At 61.8% G+C, this 20,392-nt stretch carries 13 protein-coding genes and 1 other RNA gene; 4 read left to right on the forward strand and 10 right to left on the reverse strand.

Annotation, left to right across the window (positions count from 1 at the left end):
• Positions 1 to 41: 41 nt before the first annotated feature.
• On the reverse strand, positions 42 to 2,090 hold the full coding sequence (gene dnaX, locus PSH81_RS19855) for a DNA polymerase III subunit gamma/tau (protein WP_305391340.1): 2,049 nt from the start codon (positions 2,088 to 2,090) through the stop codon (positions 42 to 44).
• Positions 2,091 to 2,223: 133 nt separating this feature from the next.
• Between dnaX and PSH81_RS19860 the strand changes: the two genes are divergently transcribed.
• Positions 2,224 to 2,982, forward strand: a complete 759-nt coding sequence (locus PSH81_RS19860) for an ABC transporter substrate-binding protein (RefSeq protein WP_305391341.1) — start codon at positions 2,224 to 2,226, stop codon at positions 2,980 to 2,982.
• On the opposite strand, the gene PSH81_RS19865 is transcribed toward PSH81_RS19860, so the two are convergent.
• Entirely contained in the window at positions 2,933 to 3,832 is a 900-nt protein-coding gene (locus tag PSH81_RS19865) for a DMT family transporter (RefSeq protein ID WP_305391342.1), read from the reverse strand. The two genes, PSH81_RS19860 and PSH81_RS19865, sit on opposite strands and share 50 nt — an antisense overlap.
• 102 nt (positions 3,833 to 3,934) lie before the next feature.
• Between PSH81_RS19865 and PSH81_RS19870 the strand changes: the two genes are divergently transcribed.
• Positions 3,935 to 4,798 carry a LysR family transcriptional regulator gene (locus PSH81_RS19870; RefSeq protein WP_192297133.1) on the forward strand — a complete coding sequence of 288 codons (864 nt, stop codon included), beginning with the start codon at positions 3,935 to 3,937 and terminating at the stop codon, positions 4,796 to 4,798.
• A 72-nt stretch (positions 4,799 to 4,870) separates the two neighbouring features.
• On the opposite strand, the gene PSH81_RS19875 is transcribed toward PSH81_RS19870, so the two are convergent.
• From PSH81_RS19875 to PSH81_RS19910, 8 genes are all read right to left on the reverse strand, one after another.
• The gene (locus PSH81_RS19875) at positions 4,871 to 5,461 is read right to left on the reverse strand and encodes a hypothetical protein (RefSeq protein WP_226454922.1); all 591 of its coding nucleotides are present in this window, start codon (positions 5,459 to 5,461) and stop codon (positions 4,871 to 4,873) included.
• A gap of 1 nt (position 5,462) precedes the next feature.
• Positions 5,463 to 6,509, reverse strand: coding sequence for an N-acetylmuramidase family protein (locus PSH81_RS19880; protein WP_192297135.1), 1,047 nt, complete (start codon positions 6,507 to 6,509; stop codon positions 5,463 to 5,465).
• A gap of 241 nt (positions 6,510 to 6,750) precedes the next feature.
• An RNA gene (gene ffs, locus PSH81_RS19885) (signal recognition particle sRNA small type) lies at positions 6,751 to 6,847 on the reverse strand.
• Between the two features lie 238 nt (positions 6,848 to 7,085).
• Positions 7,086 to 8,252 carry a putative zinc-binding metallopeptidase gene (locus tag PSH81_RS19890; RefSeq protein ID WP_305391343.1) on the reverse strand — a complete coding sequence of 389 codons (1,167 nt, stop codon included), beginning with the start codon at positions 8,250 to 8,252 and terminating at the stop codon, positions 7,086 to 7,088.
• 207 nt (positions 8,253 to 8,459) lie between these two features.
• Complete coding sequence (gene ligA, locus PSH81_RS19895; RefSeq protein WP_305391344.1) at positions 8,460 to 10,817, reverse strand: NAD-dependent DNA ligase LigA; 2,358 nt, start codon at positions 10,815 to 10,817, stop codon at positions 8,460 to 8,462.
• Between the two features lie 64 nt (positions 10,818 to 10,881).
• The gene (gene zipA, locus PSH81_RS19900) at positions 10,882 to 11,745 is read right to left on the reverse strand and encodes a cell division protein ZipA (protein ID WP_305391345.1); all 864 of its coding nucleotides are present in this window, start codon (positions 11,743 to 11,745) and stop codon (positions 10,882 to 10,884) included.
• 259 nt (positions 11,746 to 12,004) lie between these two features.
• Positions 12,005 to 15,493, reverse strand: a complete 3,489-nt coding sequence (smc, locus tag PSH81_RS19905; RefSeq protein ID WP_305391346.1) for a chromosome segregation protein SMC — start codon at positions 15,491 to 15,493, stop codon at positions 12,005 to 12,007.
• A gap of 2 nt (positions 15,494 to 15,495) precedes the next feature.
• Positions 15,496 to 16,155 (reverse strand): GntR family transcriptional regulator, encoded by a 660-nt coding sequence (locus PSH81_RS19910; protein WP_192297140.1) that lies wholly within the window; start codon positions 16,153 to 16,155, stop codon positions 15,496 to 15,498.
• Positions 16,156 to 16,435: 280 nt separating this feature from the next.
• On the opposite strand from PSH81_RS19910, the gene xdhA reads away from it, so the two are divergent.
• Complete coding sequence (gene xdhA / locus PSH81_RS19915; RefSeq protein WP_226454907.1) at positions 16,436 to 17,884, forward strand: xanthine dehydrogenase small subunit; 1,449 nt, start codon at positions 16,436 to 16,438, stop codon at positions 17,882 to 17,884.
• Entirely contained in the window at positions 17,877 to 20,276 is a 2,400-nt protein-coding gene (xdhB, locus tag PSH81_RS19920) for a xanthine dehydrogenase molybdopterin binding subunit (protein ID WP_305391347.1), read from the forward strand. Before xdhA ends, xdhB begins: the two co-directional genes overlap by 8 nt.
• Positions 20,277 to 20,392 lie beyond the last annotated feature (116 nt).

Consider the following 20,392-nt stretch of genomic DNA (forward strand, 5'->3'; position numbering starts at 1 on the left):
GAATCACCTCAAAAGTACGTGGATCAATTAGTAGCCCGGTTTCATGACGCTTGGGGCACCGGGGCTTCGACAGGTTCAATAGTATCGTGACGGACGACCGCCCCGAACTGTTGCATCATTTGCTGGATGAGCGGATCGCCGTGGATCGAGTCCTCGGCCTCACGCTGGCGGTTGATTCGCCGACGGGTCGCGGCCTGGGCCGGGGTTTCCTGCTCGGGCTTGATCAGCTCGATGGCGATGGTCAGCGTGCGCTCATGGTACTGGTTCAGTGCGTCATTCAGGCGACGTTGCTGGGTGGCGTTGAACAGGGCGCTGTGGGCCGGGTCCAGGTGCAACAGCCAGTGGTCGCCTTCGATGGAGATCAATGTGCAGTTGGCGGCGATGCTGCCGGTCATGCCAGAGATCGGCAGTTTCGGGAACAATTCCAGCCATTGCAAGGCCAGGCCGGTGGCCGGCGCCGCAGCCGGTTCAGCCTCGGGCTCGGGGGCCGGCTCGGCGGTGTGTTCGCTGGCCAGATCGTCCAGGTAGCTGTAGGCCGAATCCATGTCCGGCTCGATGTAGTCTTCGTCCAGCGGCGGCTCGTCGTCGAGGTCGATGCCGGGAACGGACGCCTCCACCTGGGCGACGGTGGGCTCGGGCACCGGCGCGGACACCCACTCCGGAGCGTCCAATACAACGCTGTCCGGGGTCGGCGTAGGCATCGGCGTCAGCTCGGGCTGCTCGCCGGTGGTTTCCAGCACGGGCTCCACGACGGGTTGCTGCTCCACTTCGGCCTCGGCCTCGGCGTCTACCGGGTCGTTCCACGGCAGGTCGACGACAGCTTGCGGCTCGACAACGGGTGCAGGCTCGGGCTCTGCCACAGGCACCGGTTCAGGCGCTGGCGCGGGAATCGGCGCAGCAGCCACTGGCGCAACCACCGCCGCGCCAGCCACTGGTTTGGCGGAATCAACTGTGGCCTGGCTGATCCCCACTGGCTTTAGCGGCTGTCTCGGCGCATCGGTCGAATCAGCAGGCCGGAAGGCCAGCATGCGCAGCAGGACCATCTCGAAGCCGCCACGCGGGTCCGGTGCCAGGGGCAAGTCCCGGCGGCCGATCAGGCCCATCTGGTAGTAGAACTGCACGTCTTCGGCCGGCAACGCCTGGGCCAGGGCCAGCACGCGGTCGCGGTCGCCATGGCCGTTGTCGACCCCCTCGGGCAGGGCCTGGGCGATGGCGACGCGATGCAGCACGTTGAGGATTTCCGAAAGCACGCCGTTCCAGTCCGGGCCTTGCTCCGACAGATGACGCACGGCTTCGAGCAGCGCCTTGGCATCGCCTTCGATCAATGCGTGCAGCACGTCGAAGACCTGGCCATGGTCGAGGGTGCCGAGCATGGCGCGCACATCGGCGGCCATGACCTTGCCTTCACCAAAGGCAATGGCCTGGTCGGTGAGGCTCATGGCATCCCGCATCGAGCCATCGGCGGCGCGGCCGAGCAGCCACAGTGCGTCGTCTTCGAACGGCACGTTCTCGACACCCAGCACGTGGGTCAAATGCTCGACCACCCGCTCGGGGGTCATGTTTTTCAGGGAGAACTGCAGGCACCGCGACAGAATCGTTGCAGGAAGTTTCTGCGGATCGGTAGTGGCCAGGATGAATTTGACGTAGGGCGGCGGCTCTTCCAGGGTTTTCAACAAGGCGTTGAAGGAGTGGCTGGACAGCATGTGCACTTCGTCGATCAGGTAGACCTTGAAGCGGCCACGGCTCGGCGCGTACTGCACGTTGTCGAGCAGCTCGCGGGTGTCTTCGACCTTGGTGCGGCTCGCGGCGTCGATCTCGATCAGGTCGACGAAACGCCCTTCGTCGATTTCCCGGCATACCGAGCAGGTGCCGCAGGGCGTCGAAGTGATACCGGTTTCACAGTTCAGGCATTTGGCGATGATGCGCGCGATGGTGGTCTTGCCCACCCCACGGGTGCCGGTGAACAGGTAGGCGTGGTGCAGCCGCTGGCTGTCCAAGGCATTGATCAGAGCCTTGAGCACATGGGTCTGGCCGACCATTTCGCGGAACGAGCGCGGACGCCATTTACGTGCAAGAACCTGATAACTCATCGAAAACCGTCGCAACTGGGAAACAGAAGCCGGTAATGCTAGCGGAGCAAGGGGGAAATTGCATCCGGCACGCTTGCCTAATCTGACTAAGCTCTTGTGACTGGCCCCATAAAGGCCTGAACCCGGAGAGCATATGCGCGCAGTCCTGGGCATTTTATGGATGATTGCCACGGCCAGCCTTGCAGCGCCTGCACCGCTGCGCTTCTCGGTTTCCGACAGTTGGGCGATGCCCATGGTGCAACTGGAGGATGGCCGTCCCACGCAGGGTATTTTGTATGACCTGATGTCGAGCCTGGCCACCCAGGTCGGGCAGCCGGCGCAGTTCCACGTACTGGCGCGGGCGCGCATCGCCCCCGCCATGGAGCATGGCGAGATAGATGTGCGCTGTTATGTCGCCCAGGCTTGGGTCGACGATATGCCCGGCGACTACCTCTGGAGCGTTCCGCTGTTTGTGCAGCGCAACCTGCTGGTCAGCGCCCATGTACCCGCGCAGACGGTGCAACTGGACAAACTGGCCCCGCAGTTGATCGGCACAGTGCTGAGCTACCGCTACACCACCCTCGACCCGCTGTTTGCCAGCGGCCAACTCATGCGTGACGACGCCCGCAGCGAAGAACAGGTGCTGCACAAGCTGGTGGCAGGTCGCTTCAAATATGCGGTCATCAATGAGTGGATACTCGAACGCTTCAACCAGAAGCTGGCACCCGGCCAGCGCTTGCATAAAGTCGCGGTGATCGAGGAGCAGGGCCTGGGGTGCACGGTGCGCAATGACCCGAACGTGCCGGTGCAACAAATTTTGCGCACCTTGCTGCGGATGAAAATGTCCGGCGAAATCGATGACATCATCCAGCTGTACACCGGGGAGCGCGCACCCAACGCCCCTCAAGACTGATCGCCGCCACACTGGCCAACACGATCACCCCGCCCAGCACCACTGGCAGGGCAATCCGTTCGCCAAGCAGCGTCGCGGCCATCAGCATGGCCACGGGTGGAATCAAGTACATCGCCACCGACGCCCGGCTGACCTCGACGTGTTTCAACACATACGCCCAGGCCAGGTACGCCAGGGCGCTGGGGAAAATCCCCAACACCAGCACCGCGAGGTTTTCCGCCAATGGCGCCTGCACCACCGCAGCCGGCAGGCCGGGCAGGTTGCTACACAACATCAGAGTGCCCGCCCACACCATGTAGCACGCCATGGTCAGCGGGCTGTAGCGGTGGGCAAAGTGCTTCTGGATGGCGAAGTACACACTCCACGACAGCGCCGCCGCCAGGATCAACAAGCCACGCGGGTCGATGTCACCCACACCCTGATCACCCCAGACCACCACCAGCACGCCCGCCAGCCCCAGCAGCACGCACCCCCAACGCCAAGCGCTGACGCCCTCCTTCAGGCAGAAAAACGCGATCAATACACTGAACAACGGCGCCGACTGCGCCAGCACGCTGGACGCCGCCGCCGTGACGAATTGCTGCCCATAGTTGAGGCTGGTGTGATGCAGGAACACGCCGAAAAAACCCAGCACCAGCAACCACGGCAAATCGCACAGGCGCGGCCGGCCGATGCCCATTACCAGTGCCACGCCGCCCATGAACACTGACGCAATCAGAAACCGCAGCAAGGCCAATTGCCCGGGGCTGTAGCTGTGCAGCCCCATGTGCACGCCAATCGGCGAAAAGGCCCAGCAGAGGATGACGCTGGCAATGACTAGCGTAAGCTTCACGGGTGACGGGGGATTCATCGATGGCGTCCAGAACGAAACAAGGAATGCCGTCAGTCTTGGCCCCAGCAAGGCGTAGGACAATTAAGCGTTTCTGACTTCTGAAATCACTGGAACTGAGCAATGGAACTGGCCCAACTGAAAATGGTGCGAGCCGTCGCGCAAACCGGCAGCGTGGCCCAGGCTGCCGTGCAGTTGCATTGCGTGCCGTCCAACATCACCACGCGCATCAAGCAACTGGAAAGCGAGTTGGGCACGCCGCTGTTTATCCGTGCCGGGCGCGGGCTGGTCATCAGCGCCGCCGGGGAGATTTTCCTGGAGTACTGCGAGCGCATCCTGGCCTTGGTAGACGAATCCAAACGCGCCGTGGACGCCAACGCCATCCCCCGTGGCACCCTGCGCATCGGCGCGGTGGAGTCCAGTGCCAGCGGGCGTCTGCCGCCATTGCTCGCGGAATATCACCGACGCTACCCGCAGGTCTGCCTGGAACTGGTAACCGGCGCCTGGGGCCAGTTGCTCGACGACCTGCAACACCACCGCCTGGATGTGGCGCTGGTGGCCAGTGGCGGCAAGCGCGCCAAGCTCGAACACTGCGTGGTCTACAGCGAGCGCCTGGTGTTGATCGCCAGCGCGGCAAGCGCACCGATCCACAGCGCCGCCGACCTGGCTGGGCGCACCTTGCTGGTGTGGCCGCCCGGCTGCCCCTACCGTGCAGCGCTGGAAAACTGGGTCAAGCCCCAGGATTTCAGACCGAACATTGCCAGCTATGCCAGTTGGGGCACGATCATTGGTTGCGTGAGCGCGGGGATTGGCGTGGCATTGGCGCCGGAAGGCATCCTGGCGCGGTATGAGCAGGCCAATCAGCTGGCGTCGTATCGGTTTGACGAGTGGCAGACGGTGGACAATCTATTGTTCTGGAACAAGGACACCCAGCGGCATCTGGCCAGGGATGCGTTTGCCGGGTTACTTCGCGAGACCTTTGGCTGACACATGCCCCTGTCGGAGCGGGCTTGTGTGGGAGCGGGCGTGCTCCCACATTTTTGCGGCGTGTTGTTGAGATCAGCTTTTCGGAGGCGCCAGGCGCGCGTACTGATCCATGCTGATCCAGCCAATAAACGAACGATTCTGGGCATTGATGAACTCAACCTGGGCCCAGCCATCCTTGAAGGCCAGCACGCCAACCACATCATCCTTGACGATATACGGACGCTTGGCCACCTTGGCGCCCGGAGTTTTCAGCAGGTAGGCCTTGTCGGCGGACACCGTCACCAGGCCAATCCACTGCTTGTTGGCGGTCTGGGTCAGGTCCAGGCCAGTGGCAATCTCTGGCATCAACACGCTCATGCAGCCGGGGTGCTGGCGACCCTGCTCAACGGTCAGGGTCACGCCGTCGGAGGACGGACTCACGCTGCCTGGGTAGGCATCGTCGAGCCAGGTGGTCAGTGCATTCGCCTTGCCCTGCAAGTAAAAGGCGCAACTGCGGGTCACACCCTCGCCCAGTTCTTCGGCGTAGAAGCCCTCTACCTGATGCTCTGGCGTCACCGCCAGCATCAAGCCTTCGTACTTGCCCGAATGCAATGCGGGGGCGCCGGCAAACGCAGGCGCCACGACACACAACGACAACACACTCATCGCCAGAAAACGGGTCATCTTATTTCTTCCCTTCAAGTGCGTTGTAGGCTTTCTCAATAAGCTGGTCATAGATGCCGTAATCCTTGCCGTTATAGTTACGCGCCATACCGGCGAAATCCTTGTCTTTCATGGCTTTCATCAACGCCGGGCTCTGGCTGCAAAAACCCAGGAACGCCTTTAGTTGGCTGCCGGCATTAATCTTTAATGCCGCAGCAAATTCAAACACAGTCTTGTAACCACACGCCGCAAAGTTGAACCCCATCACCTGAAACATGCCCCAGGATGCGGACATCAGTGCCGCTTCCTGATCCAGGGCAAAGGCGGTGGCCATGGTTTCCCAGGCCTTGACCTGATCCTTGTTATTGACCTGCCACTGCGGCCCGGCCTTTCTCACATAGGGGTATGACAGCAGCGGGTGCGCCTGGTCGTAGATGTGCTTGGTGTACTTGCGAAACAGGTGCCCTTCAAAGGCGATCACCGGCAACTTGGCCGGGCCAAAGCCCGAGCGCCCGCCGGATTCAACCGTGGCGAAAGCCTTGATGATATTCACCGAAATACCGTTACCCAACTGGGTGGCGGCGTTCTTGAAATCCGTTTCGCTGAGGGTCATGCCCCCGTCGCACGTGGCCTGGAGCATCAACTGACGGTTGCGCCGCTCAGCCTCGATCATCGCCCGCATGCGATCCAGGTACACATTGACCGTGGCCTGCACTGCATCGCCCTGATTGTTGCCGAACACGTTGAGAAAGCTCGGGATGCGCAGGGTTGGATAGGCTTTGACCGGCACCTTCACTGCTTCCTCGATCAGGCTGTTGAACGTACGGCCGGTGGGGTCGATCACTCCATCGGGATGGGCATACTTGAGATGACGGAACTGATACTGGCTGATGCACTGCACCAACTGGCCGTCGCACTTGCCGTTCTCGGCCAGCGGAAAACCCAGTTTGGGGATGATCAGATTGAATAAATACTGGATGCACTGCACATCGGCGGGCAAGTTACGGGCTTTACCGGGAGCGCCTACCGAAGCACTGATAAGACGGGGCAACCCTTGCAGGCTTTTCATCACAGACATCCTTGTTAGTTAAAGAAGTGATAGCACTTCAATATCAAATTCGCGCCATTGTCATATTCTGAAACAAGTCGCCGGCGGAAACTAACAAGGTGGTTTTGGCTTGTAAAGTGGGGGCTTTGAAAGTTGTGAAACAGCCGTCACGTACTGCGCAATAAACCTGGCAGATGACTGAATAAAAGAATTTTGATTTGAAGCAGAAGAGGTACTGCGGGGAAGAGCGTTATGGAGGCAACCCCACCAGCCACACCCCGGCACACAATGTTCCCGCTGTGGCTGCTGCCTTCCGGCTCTGACCAGGTTCACGGGTAATCGTTGCGGGGGGACCGATGGGGTCACCATAACGACGCCTGCCTCTCGGCAAGCGGGGCCATTGTACCGATCTGATCGGAAGTTACAACCGTTGGTGCTGGAATAAAAACATCTGGCGGTTCAAGCACTTGCCCACGGCCTCAGCCAGTACATCGCCCCCTGTGGGAGCTGGCTTGCCTGCGATGCAGGCACCTCGGTGTATCAGTTGGACCTAGGTGATGCTATCGCAGGCAAGCCAGCTCCCACAGAAAAGCCATTTCACTGGGCCTGTAGGACCTCATCCGCCCGGCCGCCCTCCTCCTGGATCACCAAGTGAATGAAGTGCAGCTTGGCGATCACCGCCGGCGGCAGTACAAACGGATAGAAATCCGGCTGGCCCATGCTGCGCGACAGCTCGTTGAGCATCCCGGCCAGTTCGATCCACGCGTTGACGAACGACAGGAACGCCGGGCCGCCCGGGTGCTCGGGATCGTAGAGGGTGCTGAGGGGGAACGGCTGGTAATCCAGGTCCATCTCGCGCGCGCTCATGCCGAAGCCCAGGGCGGTGTCGACGGCGTCCATCATGTGCAGGTAATGCGCCCAGGTTTCGGCCCAGTCTTCCCAGGGGTGCATGGTCGCGTAGGCGCTGACGCAGGCCTGCTGCCAGTCGGGACGTGGGCCCTGCTGATAGTGCTGATCGAGGGCATCGGCATAACTGGCGCGTTCGTCGCCGAACAGTCGGCGAAACGGCTCGATCCAGTGGGTGTCGGCAATCAGCCGGTCCCAGTAGTAATGCCCCACCTCATGGCGAAAATGTCCGAGCAAGGTGCGGTAAGGCTCGCGCATCTGCACGCGAACTTTCTCACGATGGGCGTCGTCGGCTTCCTTGATGTCCAGGGTGATCAGGCCGCTGGCATGGCCGGTCATGGGCGCGTTGCCTTCCAGGTCGATGCCGATGAAATCGAAGGCCAGGCCGGTGTCTTCGTCGACGCTTTTGGGCACGACCTGCAAACCCAGGCTGATGAGTTGCGCCACCAGGCGACGCTTGGCGGTCTCCACTTTGCGCCAGCGTTCGGGGTTTTCCGGGATCGACAGGTCGGGAATGGTGCGATTGAGGCTGCACGCCACGCACAGCGCCGCAGTGCTGTGGGCCGGGATCAGCCAGTTGCAGGCGGCCGGGGTGTCGAGGTTGGCGCAACGACGGAAGGCGCCCGCTTCCAGGTTGCCGTCCTGCTGCCAGGTGCCTTCGACAGGACCGGGCTGCAGGGAGGCCAAGCGACCTTGCTGGGGCTGATAACCCAACAGCGCCTGGCAGGCCAGGCACTGGCTGTTGCGAAAGAACAAGGATTGGCCGCAGCGGCACTGCCATACCTTGGCGTTGCGCGTGGTATCGGCCATGAACGGTGCGGCAATGCGCGAACTGAGTTGTTCGAAGTAGCGGAACATGGCGTCTCTCCCTGGGTGACAGAGACTAGATCATTTCCCCCTAGAGTTCGTTCCACATCGTTGTAGTGAGCGGGCTTGCCCCGCGCTGGGTGGCGCAGCCGCCCCAAATCCAGGCACCGCGTTCTTCCTGAAACACCGCGGCGTACCGTTTGGGGCGGCTGCGCCCCCCCAGCGCGGGGCAAGCCCGCTCACTACAAAAGACCTTTATCAGAGCGTGATGTGGTGCTTGGCCAGGAAGGCAATAAAGGCCTCTTCATCCAGCACCTTCAGGCCCAGCTCGCTGGCCTTGGCCAGTTTTGAACCGGCGCCCGGCCCGGCGACCACGCAATGGGTTTTCGCCGAAACGGAACCCGCCACCTTGGCGCCAAGGCTTTCCAGCTTGTCCTTGGCGACGTCACGGCTCATCAGCTCCAGGGAACCGGTGAGTACCCAGGTGTGACCGGCTTCGGGCAAGCCTTCGACGACTTTCTTTTCGCTGTCCCAGTGCATGCCAAAGTCCTTGAGCTGCTGCTCAATGGCCAGGGCACGGCGGGCGTTGTCGGGGTTATCAAAAAACTCGCGCACCGCCTTGGCCTGCTTCTCGGGCAGCGCCTGGCGCATGTCCAGCCAATCGGCGTTGATCACGCCTTGCAGGCTGCCGAACTTGTCTGCCAGTTTCTGCGCAGCACCCGGGCCGACACTGGGCACGTGCAGTTTGTCGAGCAAACCGCCCAAGGTCGCGCTGGCGGCGAACTCGGCGCTCAGGTCGCCTTGATCCTGTAATTGCAGGCCGCACTCGTCCGGCGACAGCAACGCGCCGATTACGTCCTGGTTATGGCTGTCTTCAAAGAAGCTGTGGATCTCGTGCGCCACTTCCAACCCCACATCGGGCAAGTACGTCAGCACTTCCGGCAAGGCCTTCTGCACCCGCTCCAGGGAAGCCAGGGAGCGCGCCAGCACCTTGGCGGTCTCCTCGCCCACGTCCGGAATCCCCAGGGCATAGATAAAGCGCGCCAGGGTCGGAGTCTTGCTGTTTTCGATGGCGGTGATCAGCTTCTTGCTGGAAATGTCGGCGAAGCCTTCCAGGTCGATGATCTGCTCGTACTTGAGCTTGTAGAGGTCAGCCGGCGAGCCGATAAGCTTTTCATCCACCAGTTGCTCGATGGTCTTGTCGCCCAGGCCGTCGATGTCCATGGCCCGGCGCGAGACAAAATGGATGATCGCTTGCTTGAGCTGCGCCCCACACGCCAGGCGGCCGACGCAGCGGTACACCGCGCCTTCACTGACAGTTTCCTTGCCCTTGCTGCGCTTGACCAACTGGGTACGCTCCACATGGGAACCGCACACCGGGCAGCTCTCGGGGATCGGCACCGCACGGGCGTGTTCCGGACGACGCTCGAGCACCACGGAGACGACCTGTGGGATCACATCGCCGGCGCGGCGGATGATCACCGTGTCGCCGATCATGACGCCCAGGCGTGCCACTTCATCCATGTTGTGCAAGGTGGCGTTGGACACGGTGACACCCGCGACCTTGACCGGCTTCAAGCGCGCCACCGGGGTAACGGCGCCCGTGCGGCCGACCTGGAATTCCACGTCGAGCAGTTCAGTCAGCTCTTCCGTGGCCGGGAATTTATGCGCGATGGCCCAGCGCGGTTCGCGGGCGCGAAAGCCCAGTTCACGCTGGTAGGCAATGCTGTTGACCTTGAACACCACGCCGTCGATTTCATACGGCAGGCTGCTGCGCCGCTCGCCGATGTCGCGGTAATACTCCAGGCAGTCCTGGATGCCCTTGGCCAGTTTCAGCTCATGGCTGATGGGCATGCCCCACTTCTGCAACTGTTGCAGGTTGCCGATATGGGTATCGCTGAGATCGGTGGTCACGCCGTAGCAGCAGAACTCCAGCGGGCGGCTCGCGGTGATCTTCGAATCCAACTGGCGCAGGCTGCCGGCGGCGGCGTTGCGCGGGTTGGCGAAGGTCTTGCCGCCGATTTCCAGTTGCGCGGCGTTGAGCCGTTCGAAACCGGCCTTGGACATGAACACTTCGCCGCGCACTTCGAGGGTCGCCGGCCAACCGCTGCCGTGCAGCTTCAGCGGGATATTGCGCACGGTGCGCACGTTCACGCTGATGTCTTCGCCGGTAGTGCCGTCGCCACGGGTGGCGCCGCGCACCAGTTCGCCATCCTGATACAGCAGGCTGACCGCCAGGCCATCGAGCTTGGGCTCACAGCTGTATTCCACCGCGGCACCACCGCCAAACAGATCGCCGGTGGGCAAGTCGAGCCCTTCGGTCACGCGGCGATCGAACTCGAGCATGGTGGTTTCATCGAATGCGTTGCCGAGACTGAGCATCGGCACGTCATGCTTGACCTGGGTGAACGCCGACAACGCCGCACTGCCCACCCGCTGTGTCGGCGAATCCCGCGTGACCAACTCCGGGTGCTCGGCCTCCAGGGCCTTGAGCTCGTGGAACAAGCGGTCGTACTCGGCGTCCGGAATGCTCGGCTCGTCGAGGACGTGGTAGCGGTAGTTGTGCTGATCCAGTTCAGCGCGCAGTTCGAGGATGCGGGTGTGGGCGGCGGTCATCGGTGTTCTCTCATAAAGCAAAAGAGCAGCCGTAGCTGCTCAAATGTTGGTGCGCTTATTCTACTCAGCGTTTTTGTGTCAGGGCGCGACGCTCGAACTCGACGATGCGCTGACGGTAGTGTTCGATGGTCTGGGCGGTCAGGACGCTGCGTTGATCATCCTTCAGTTCGCCGTTCAGTTCCTGGGACAGCTTGCGCGCCGCAGCCACCATGACGTCGAACGCTTGTTTCGGGTGACGCGGGCCTGGCAGACCGAGGAAGAAACTCACCGCCGGGGTGCTGAACAGGTCGATGTCGTCCAGATCGAAGGTGCCGGGCTTGACCGCGTTGGCCATGGAGAACAGCACTTCGCCGTTACCGGCCATGCTTTCGTGACGGTGGAAAATATCCATCTCGCCAAACCGCAGGCCGCTTTCGAGGATGTTCTGCAACAGCGCCGGGCCTTTGAAACCTGCAGCGTCGCGGCAGATCACGCTGATCACCAAGACTTCTTCGGCAGCCGGCTGGTCGTTGACCGATTGGCGCGTGGCAGTCTTGCCGACATTCTCATCGGGGAAATCATCATCGCGGCTGCTGAAGCTCGGGCCTTCATCGACGTCGAGGTTCAGGTCGCCCTGATGCGGCTCGGCCACGGCGGCGCTGGCACGCTTGCCACGCTTGGGCGACGGCTCGCGGGCTTCACGCAGCGGCGCGCTCATCGACGGCAGGTCATGCTCGTCCAGTTGCGGTTCTTTATGGGTATCCAGCACACGGGGCGGCCCCAGCAGCTCGGCGCCGCCGTCGTCGTCAGGCAAGTTGGACAGGTTGCGGTCCAGACGGAACTTGAGCTTGCCCTTGCCACCGCGCATGCGGCGCCAGCCATCAAAAAGAATACCGGCAATGACAATAATGCCGATGACGATCAGCCACTCGCGCAGACCGATTTCCATGTAATCCCGTGCCTCTAATAAAAAATGCTGAAAAATAAGGGGTTTAGCACCGTGCAAACCGCTTTAAAACGTGGCGCCAACTCTATGTTCTGACTGACGTTTTGCCCACGCACACGAAAAATTGACATTAAACTAGCACGACCAAAGATAACTTTACACCGTCTGTCAAAATGCCTTGGACAATTATGTCGTTAGGCCATCTTTGCCGGACGGTTAAATCACCTCACATCCTGCTGTAAATTCTCTTTCGAAGCGTGGGTCAGGATTCCACCATCGCCATCGCTTCTTCCACATCCACCGCAACCAGTCGCGAACACCCAGGCTCGTGCATCGTCACACCCATCAATTGATCCGCCATTTCCATGGCGATCTTGTTGTGGGTGATATAGATGAACTGCACGGTCTGGGACATCTCTTTAACCAGTCGCGCGTAACGCCCAACGTTAGCGTCATCCAATGGCGCGTCAACTTCGTCGAGCATGCAGAACGGCGCCGGGTTCAACTTGAAGATGGCAAATACCAGGGCCAATGCGGTCAGGGCTTTTTCGCCGCCGGACAACAAATGGATGGTGCTGTTCTTCTTGCCCGGAGGCCGCGCCATGATCGTTACCCCTGTATCGAGTAGATCTTCGCCCGTCAGTTCCAAGTAAGCGCTGCCCCCACCGAAAACTTTCGGAAATAACGCCTGTAAACCGCTATTAATCTGATCAAAGGTATCTTTGAAGCGGTTGCGGGTTTCCTTGTCGATCTTGCGGATCACGTTTTCCAGGGTGTCCAGGGCCTCGACCAAGTCGGCGTCCTGCGCGTCCAGATAACGTTTACGCTCGGATTGTTGCTGGTATTCGTCGATGGCCGCGAGGTTGATCGCGCCAAGGCGCTGGATACGCGCGGCAATCCGCTCCAGTTCTTCCTCGGCGTCTTTTTCGTTGGCCTGGGTGGTCAACGTGTTGAGCACGCCGTGCAGGTCGTAGCCATCTTCAAGCAGTTGGTCTTGCAGGGTCTTGCGGCGCACGGTCAGGGCTTGCCATTCCATGCGCTGTTGTTCGAGTTGGCCACGGATCAACTGGGATTGCTGCTCGGCCTGGGTGCGGCGCTTTTCAGCGTCGCGCAGTTCGCGGTCGGCGTCTTCCAGGGCGATCTGCGCGGTCTTGAGTTCTTCGTCGACGGTCATGCGCTTGTCGAGCAATTCTTCGAGCTTGAGGCGCAACTCTTCCAGCGGCGCCTCGCCCTCTTCCAGGTTGAGACTCAGTTGCTCGCGCTTTTCGGTGAGGCGTTCGGATTGCATCTCCAGACGCTCAAGGGCCTGGGCGGTGGACGCGTGCTGAGCTTTGAGCGAGCCCAACCGTACCGCCAACTGGTGCGCATGATCCTTGTGCTGGCGGGCCTCCTGACGCACACGGTCGAGGCGTTCGCGCAGGCTGTCACGCTGGGCCAGCAGCAGTTCGCGCTGCTCGGTGTCGAGGGCCATGCTGTCGAGGGCTTCCTGCAACTGCAGGCGCGCTTCGCCGATCTGTTCGTGTTCCAGGGCGCGCTGCTCGCCCATTTCCGCAACTTCTTCGTCGAGGCGGGTGCGGCGCAGGGTCAGTTGCTCGACCTTGGCTTTGCTCGCGGACAGCTGGGCTTTCAGCTCGCCTTGCTGGCGCGCTTCGTCCTGCAACAGACGGCGCAGGTGTTCGCGGCCGGTCTCTTGCTGGCGCTGGGTGGCGCGCAGGGTTTGCAGTTGGGTTTCCAGGCTTTCCAGGGTGGCTTCGCGCTCTTCACGCTCGGCGATCAGGTTGACGATTTCCTGGCCACGGGCCAATACGCCGCTTTCCGCTTCACTGGCGCGGCGCACCCGCAGGAAGTGCCGGCCGACCCAGTAGCCGTCACGGCTGATCAGGCTTTCGCCGGCCGCCAGTTGACCACGCTGGGCCAGGGCCTGCTCCAGGGAATCCACCGGCTTGACCTGGCCCAGCCAGGGCGACAGATCAATCGCCGCTTCAACTTTGTCCAACAGACTGCCCGGCACCCGCGTGCCATCCGCCGCCGGGCTGAGCAAACGCAGATCGCCCTGGGCAAACCCGGCCAGGTCAAAGCCGCCAAAATCATCCACCAGCACCGCTTGCAGGTCGGCGCCGAGTACGGTTTCCACCGCCAGCTCCCAGCCCGCTTCCACTTTCAGGCCTTCCGCCAGGCGCGGGCGTTCGGCCAGATGCTGATCGCGCAGCCATTCGGCGGTGCCGGTGCCCGGGTCCAAGGCGGCTTGCTGCAAGGCTTCAAGGGACGCCAAGCGCCCATTGAGCCGCTGCAAATCGCCCTGGGCCTGCTGTTGCGCCTGGGTCGCCTGTTGCAACTGCTGGCGCAACTGCTCCAGGCGCTCCACTTGTTGTTCTTCGCTGGCCTCCAGCTCTTCCAGGGTCATTTCGCTTTCGGCCAGTTGCTCGCTCAGCTCCATGATCGCCGCGTCTTCCGGGTCGGCGGACAGCAACGCGCGCTCTTCCTGCATGCGGCGCTGGCGTTCGGCCAGGCGTTCCATGCTGGTTTCCAGCTGCTGGATGCGCGACTGCTGCACCTCGGCCTGGCGGCGTGGTTCGGCGGATTGCAGGTTGAACGTGTCCCACTGCTCCTGCCAGCCATGCATGGTGCTTTCGGATTCTTCCAGGGCGGCGGCGGCCTCTTCGGCGGCGGCGCTGGTGACTTCCTGCTCGGGGGTGAGCATGTCCAGCTCTTCGCCGAGGGTCAGCAGCAAGGTGCGGTCGTGGCCCAGGTGGGACTCGGTCTCCAGGCGCGCGCGTTCGGCTTCCTTGAGATCATCCTGCAACTGGCGCAAACGCTGCTGGCCGTGCTGGATGCTCTGCTCGACGCGGGCAATATCGCCGCCCACCGAATAGAAGCGGCCCTGCACCAGATTGAAGCGCTCGGACAAATCATGGTGCCCGTCGCGCAGGCGCTCGATGCTGGCGTCGGCGTTGCGCTGCTCGGCCACCAGGGCTTCAAAGCTGATTTCCTGGGTGCCGATGATGGCTTCGCGCTGGCCGACCTGCTCGTTCAACGCCTGCCAGCGCAGGGCCGACAGTTGCGCCTTGAGCTGGCGTTCCTCGCCCTTGTATTCCTGATACTTCTCGGCGGCCTGGGCCTGGCGGTGCAGGCGCTCCAACTGGCGCTCCAGCTCTTCACGCAGGTCGGTGAGACGGGCGAGGTTCTCGTGGGTGCGGCGGATACGGTTTTCGGTCTCGCGGCGGCGCTCCTTGTACTTGGAGATGCCGGCCGCTTCCTCGATAAAGTTGCGCAGGTCTTCGGGCTTGGCTTCGATCAGCTTGGAGATCATGCCCTGCTCGATGATCGAGTAGCTGCGCGGCCCCAGGCCGGTGCCAAGGAAAATATCGGTGATGTCCCGACGGCGACACTTGGTGCCGTTGAGGAAATAACTGTTCTGGCTGTCGCGGGTCACTTTGCGGCGGATCGAGATTTCGGCGTAGGCCGCGTACTCGCCAATCAACGTACCATCGGAGTTGTCGAACACCAGTTCGATACTGGCCTGGCTCACGGGCTTGCGGCTGGTGGAGCCGTTGAAGATGACGTCGGTCATCGACTCGCCGCGCAGGTTCTTGGCCGAGCTCTCGCCCATCACCCAGCGGACGGCGTCGATAATGTTCGACTTGCCGCAACCATTGGGCCCGACCACCGCCGCCATGTTACTGGGGAAGTTCACCGTGGTCGGGTCGACGAAGGATTTGAACCCCGCCAGCTTGATGCACTTGAGCCGCACGTTTAGGCGTCCGCCAACGCAGCGATGACCAGCGAGCAACTGCGCTCGCCGTAGGCCGACAACACCAGGCGGATCTGCGCCAGGTCACGGGCGAGTACGGCGGCGAGCAGTTGCTCGAACAGCACCAGGTATTCGCTCATGGACGCCTTGCGTTGATCCAGCGCCAGGTAATACGCGCGGTTCATCGCCGGTTGCAGGTTCTCGACGGTTTCCTGCAGGTACGGGTTGTTGGCGAAGGGGTACGCGGCGCGCATCACGTTGAAGCTTTCTTCGACGAAGGCGCGGATGTCCTGGCGCTCGAAATTGGTCACCAGGCGCTGCTGGATCTGCACGAACGGCGCCATGTCGGCCTGGGTCTGCCAGCCTTGGGCGACCGCATTGCCGAGCAGGATGTACAACTCGCCCATCAGCGTGCACAAGCTCTGCACCTTGTGCGCGGTGAGTTCGGTGACGTGGGCGCCACGGCGCGGCAGGATCGCGATGAGGTGGCGGCGTTCGAGGATCAACAAGGCTTCGCGCACGGAACCACGGCTGACATTGAGGGCCAGCGTGACCTTTTGCTCCTGGATGCGCTCCCCAGGCTTGAGTTCGCCGCGAATGATGCGTTCGGCGAGGTGGTGAGCGATTTGCTCGGCGAGACTGTCCGGCGCCTTGAACGTCATGTTTTCCCTTCAAAATCTTCTATCGATACAAGCGCGGCAGTGTAGCGCATTGGCCCGCTGATGGCGCTACGCCCACCGTGGCGAATTTGGCACGGAATAAGCAAAGCTGAAAACTCAAAAGCCCCTGAAAACGCCGGTTCCAGAAGACTGGACCATAATTGAAAGTGTTGCGATCGCATTTTCTTGACCTCCCGGTCAGAAATTCGTTGACCGAAAAGTCAGAGATGACTAGATTCGGCGCAAAGCGGTTAACAACAATAATGAGTCTGCGAGGCCTTCCGTGATCCAGTTTTTACTCAACCAGGAACTCCGTAGCGAGCACGCCCTGGACCCCAATCTCACCGTGCTCAACTATCTGCGCGAGCATCTGGGCAAGCCCGGCACCAAGGAAGGCTGCGCCAGCGGCGACTGCGGTGCATGCACCGTGGTGGTCGGCGAACTGCACACCGACGCCCAGGGCGCCGAGCAGATCCGTTATCGCAGCCTCAACTCGTGCCTGACCTTCGTGTCGTCGCTGCACGGCAAACAACTGATCAGCGTCGAAGACCTCAAGCACCAGGGCCAACTGCACAGCGTGCAGCAGGCGATGGTCGAGTGCCACGGCTCGCAGTGCGGCTTTTGCACCCCCGGTTTCGTGATGTCGCTGTTCGCCCTGCAAAAGAACAGCGACGCCCCCGACAGCCAAAAAGCCCATGAGGCCCTGGCCGGCAACCTGTGCCGCTGCACCGGCTATCGCCCGATCCTCGCCGCTGCCGAACAGGCCTGCTGCAACAAACCCCAGGATCAGTTCGACAGCCGAGAAGCCCAGACCATCGCGCGCCTCAAAGCCATCGCGCCGACCCAGACCGGCGAACTCAACAGCGGCGACAAACGCTGCCTGGTGCCACTGACCGTCGCCGACCTGGCCGACCTCTATGATTCCTACCCGCAAGCGCGTCTGTTGGCTGGCGGCACCGACCTGGCGCTGGAAGTCACGCAGTTTCACCGCACCCTGCCAGTGATGATCTACGTCGGCAACATCGAAGAGATGAAGCGCATCGAAGACTTTGACGACCGCCTGGAAATCGGCGCCGCCACTGCCCTCTCCGATTGCTACACCGCGCTGCACCAGGCCTACCCGGACTTCGGTGAACTGCTGCAGCGCTTTGCCTCCTTGCAGATCCGCAACCAGGGCACCCTCGGTGGCAACATTGGCAACGCCTCGCCGATTGGCGATTCGCCGCCGCTGCTGATCGCCCTCGGCGCGCAGATCGTGCTGTGCAAGGGCAACACCCGTCGCACCCTGGCGCTGGAAGACTATTTCATCGACTACCGCGTCACCGCCCGCCAGGACAGCGAATTCATCGAAAAAATCATCGTACCCAAGGGCCATGCACTGTTTCGCGCCTACAAGGTGTCCAAGCGACTGGACGATGATATTTCCGCGGTCTGCGCCGCGTTCAACCTGAAGATCGACAACGGTGTGGTACGCGAAGCCCGCGTGGCGTTCGGTGGCATGGCCGCCACGCCCAAACGCGCCAAAAGCTGCGAGGCCGCGTTGCTCGGCGCCACCTGGAACAGCGCCACCGTCGAGAACGCCTGCGCCGCCCTGGCCGAGGATTTCACCCCGCTGTCGGATTTCCGCGCCAGTAAGGAATACCGCCTGCTCAGCGCACAGAACCTGCTGCGCAAATACTTCATCGAGCTGCAAACACCGCACATCGAGACTCGGGTGACCGCTTATGTCTAACCATCACGCCGTCGTTAAAACCCAGGCCGAACTGGCCGAGTTGTTCGCCCAGGACCTCACCACCGGAGTCGGCCGCAGCGTCAAGCATGACAGCGCCGCCAAGCATGTCAGCGGCGAAGCGCAGTACATCGATGACCGCCTGGAATTCCCCAACCAGTTGCACCTGTATGCGCGCATGTCCGACCGCGCCCACGCGAAAATTCTCAGCATCGACACTGCGCCCTGCTACGCCTTCGAAGGCGTGCGTATCGTCATCACCCACGAAGACGTGCCAGGCCTGAAAGACATCGGCCCGCTGCTGCCCGGCGACCCATTGCTGGCCATCGACACGGTGCAGTTCGTCGGCCAGGTCGTACTCGCCGTCGCCGCGCGTGATCTGGAAACCGCGCGCAAAGCCGCGATGGCTGCGGTGATCGAATACGAAGACCTGGAGCCGGTGCTGGATGTGGTCGAGGCCTTCCGCAACAAGCACTTTGTGCTCGACAGCCACACCCACCAACGGGGTGATTCGGCAAGCGCGCTGGCGTCGGCCAAAAACCGTATCCAGGGCACCCTGCATATCGGCGGCCAGGAACACTTCTACCTGGAGACGCAAATATCCTCGGTAATGCCCACCGAAGACGGCGGCATGATCGTCTACTGCTCCACGCAGAACCCCACCGAAGTGCAGAAACTGGTGGCCGAAGTACTGGACGTGTCGATGAACAAAATCGTGGTCGACATGCGCCGCATGGGCGGTGGTTTCGGCGGCAAGGAAACCCAGGCCGCCAGCCCCGCGTGCCTGTGCGCGGTGGTCGCGCACCTCACCGGCCAGCCGACCAAGATGCGCCTGCCGCGTGTCGAAGACATGCTGATGACCGGCAAGCGCCACCCCTTCTATATCGAATACGACGTGGGCTTTGACGACAGCGGCCGCTTGCACGGGATCAACCTGGACCTGGCCGGCAACTGCGGCTGCTCGCCGGACTTGTCCAACTCGATTGTCGACCGTGCGATGTTCCACGCCGACAACGCCTATTACCTGGGCGACGCCACCGTCAACGGCCATCGCTGCAAGACCAACACCGCGTCCAACACCGCGTATCGCGGCTTCGGCGGCCCGCAAGGCATGGTCGCCATCGAGGAAGTGATGGACGCCATCGCGCGCCATCTAGCCCTCGATCCGCTGGCGGTGCGCAAGGCCAACTACTACGGCAAGACCGAGCGCAACGTCACCCACTACTACCAGACCGTCGAACACAACCTGCTCGAAGAGATGACCGCCGAACTGGAGGCCAGCAGCCAATACGCCGAGCGCCGCGAAGCGATCCGCCTGTACAACGCCCATAGCCCGATCCTGAAAAAAGGCCTGGCGTTGACCCCGGTGAAGTTCGGCATTTCGTTTACCGCCAGTTTCCTCAACCAGGCCGGTGCGCTGATCCATATCTACACGGACGGCAGCATCCACCTGAACCACGGCGGCACCGAAATGGGCCAGGGCTTGAACACCAAGGTCGCGCAAGTGGTGGCCGAGGTGTTCCAGGTGGAAATCGACCGCGTGCAGATCACCGCCACCAACACCGACAAAGTGCCCAACACCTCGCCGACTGCCGCCTCCAGCGGTGCCGACCTGAACGGCAAGGCCGCGCAGAACGCCGCCGAAACCATCAAGCAACGCCTGGTGGAGTTTGCTGCGCGCAAGTACGACGTCAGTGAGGCCGACGTGGCGTTCCACAACGGCCATGTGCGCGTGCGCGAGCAGATCCTGACCTTCGAAGCGCTGATCCAGCAGGCGTATTTCGCCCAGGTTTCGCTGTCGAGTACCGGGTTCTACAAAACCCCGAAAATCTTCTACGACCGCAGCCAGTCACGCGGCCGGCCGTTCTACTACTTCGCCTTCGGCGCGGCGTGCTGCGAAGTGATCGTCGATACCCTGACCGGCGAATACAAGATGCTACGCACCGACATCCTCCACGACGTGGGCGCCTCGCTGAACCCGGCCATCGACATCGGCCAGGTGGAAGGCGGGTTCATCCAGGGCATGGGCTGGCTGACCATGGAAGAGTTGGTGTGGAACAACAAGGGCAAGCTGATGACCAACGGCCCGGCCAGTTACAAGATCCCGGCGGTGGCAGACATGCCGCTGGACCTGCGGGTCAAGCTGGTGGAAAACCGCAAGAACCCGGAAGACACGGTGTTCCACTCCAAGGCTGTGGGCGAACCGCCGTTCATGCTCGGGATTGCCTCGTGGTGCGCGATCAAGGATGCGGTGGCGAGCCTGGCGGATTACCGGCATCAGCCAAAGATCGATGCACCGGCGACGCCGGAACGGGTGCTGTGGGGCTGTGAGCAGATGCGGCAGTTGACGGCGGCGAAGGTGGTTGAGGCTGATACCGAGATGGCTTCGCTCTAGACCGAGGCGCTGCCTTCGCAGGCAAGCCAGCTCCCACATTTTGATCTGTGAACACCGTCAAATGTGGGAGCTGGCTTGCCTGCGATAGCGGCCTGACTGACAACAGAAATGTTGAG

It is taken from the genome of Pseudomonas sp. FP2335 (assembly GCF_030687535.1).
Lineage (GTDB): Bacteria > Pseudomonadota > Gammaproteobacteria > Pseudomonadales > Pseudomonadaceae > Aquipseudomonas.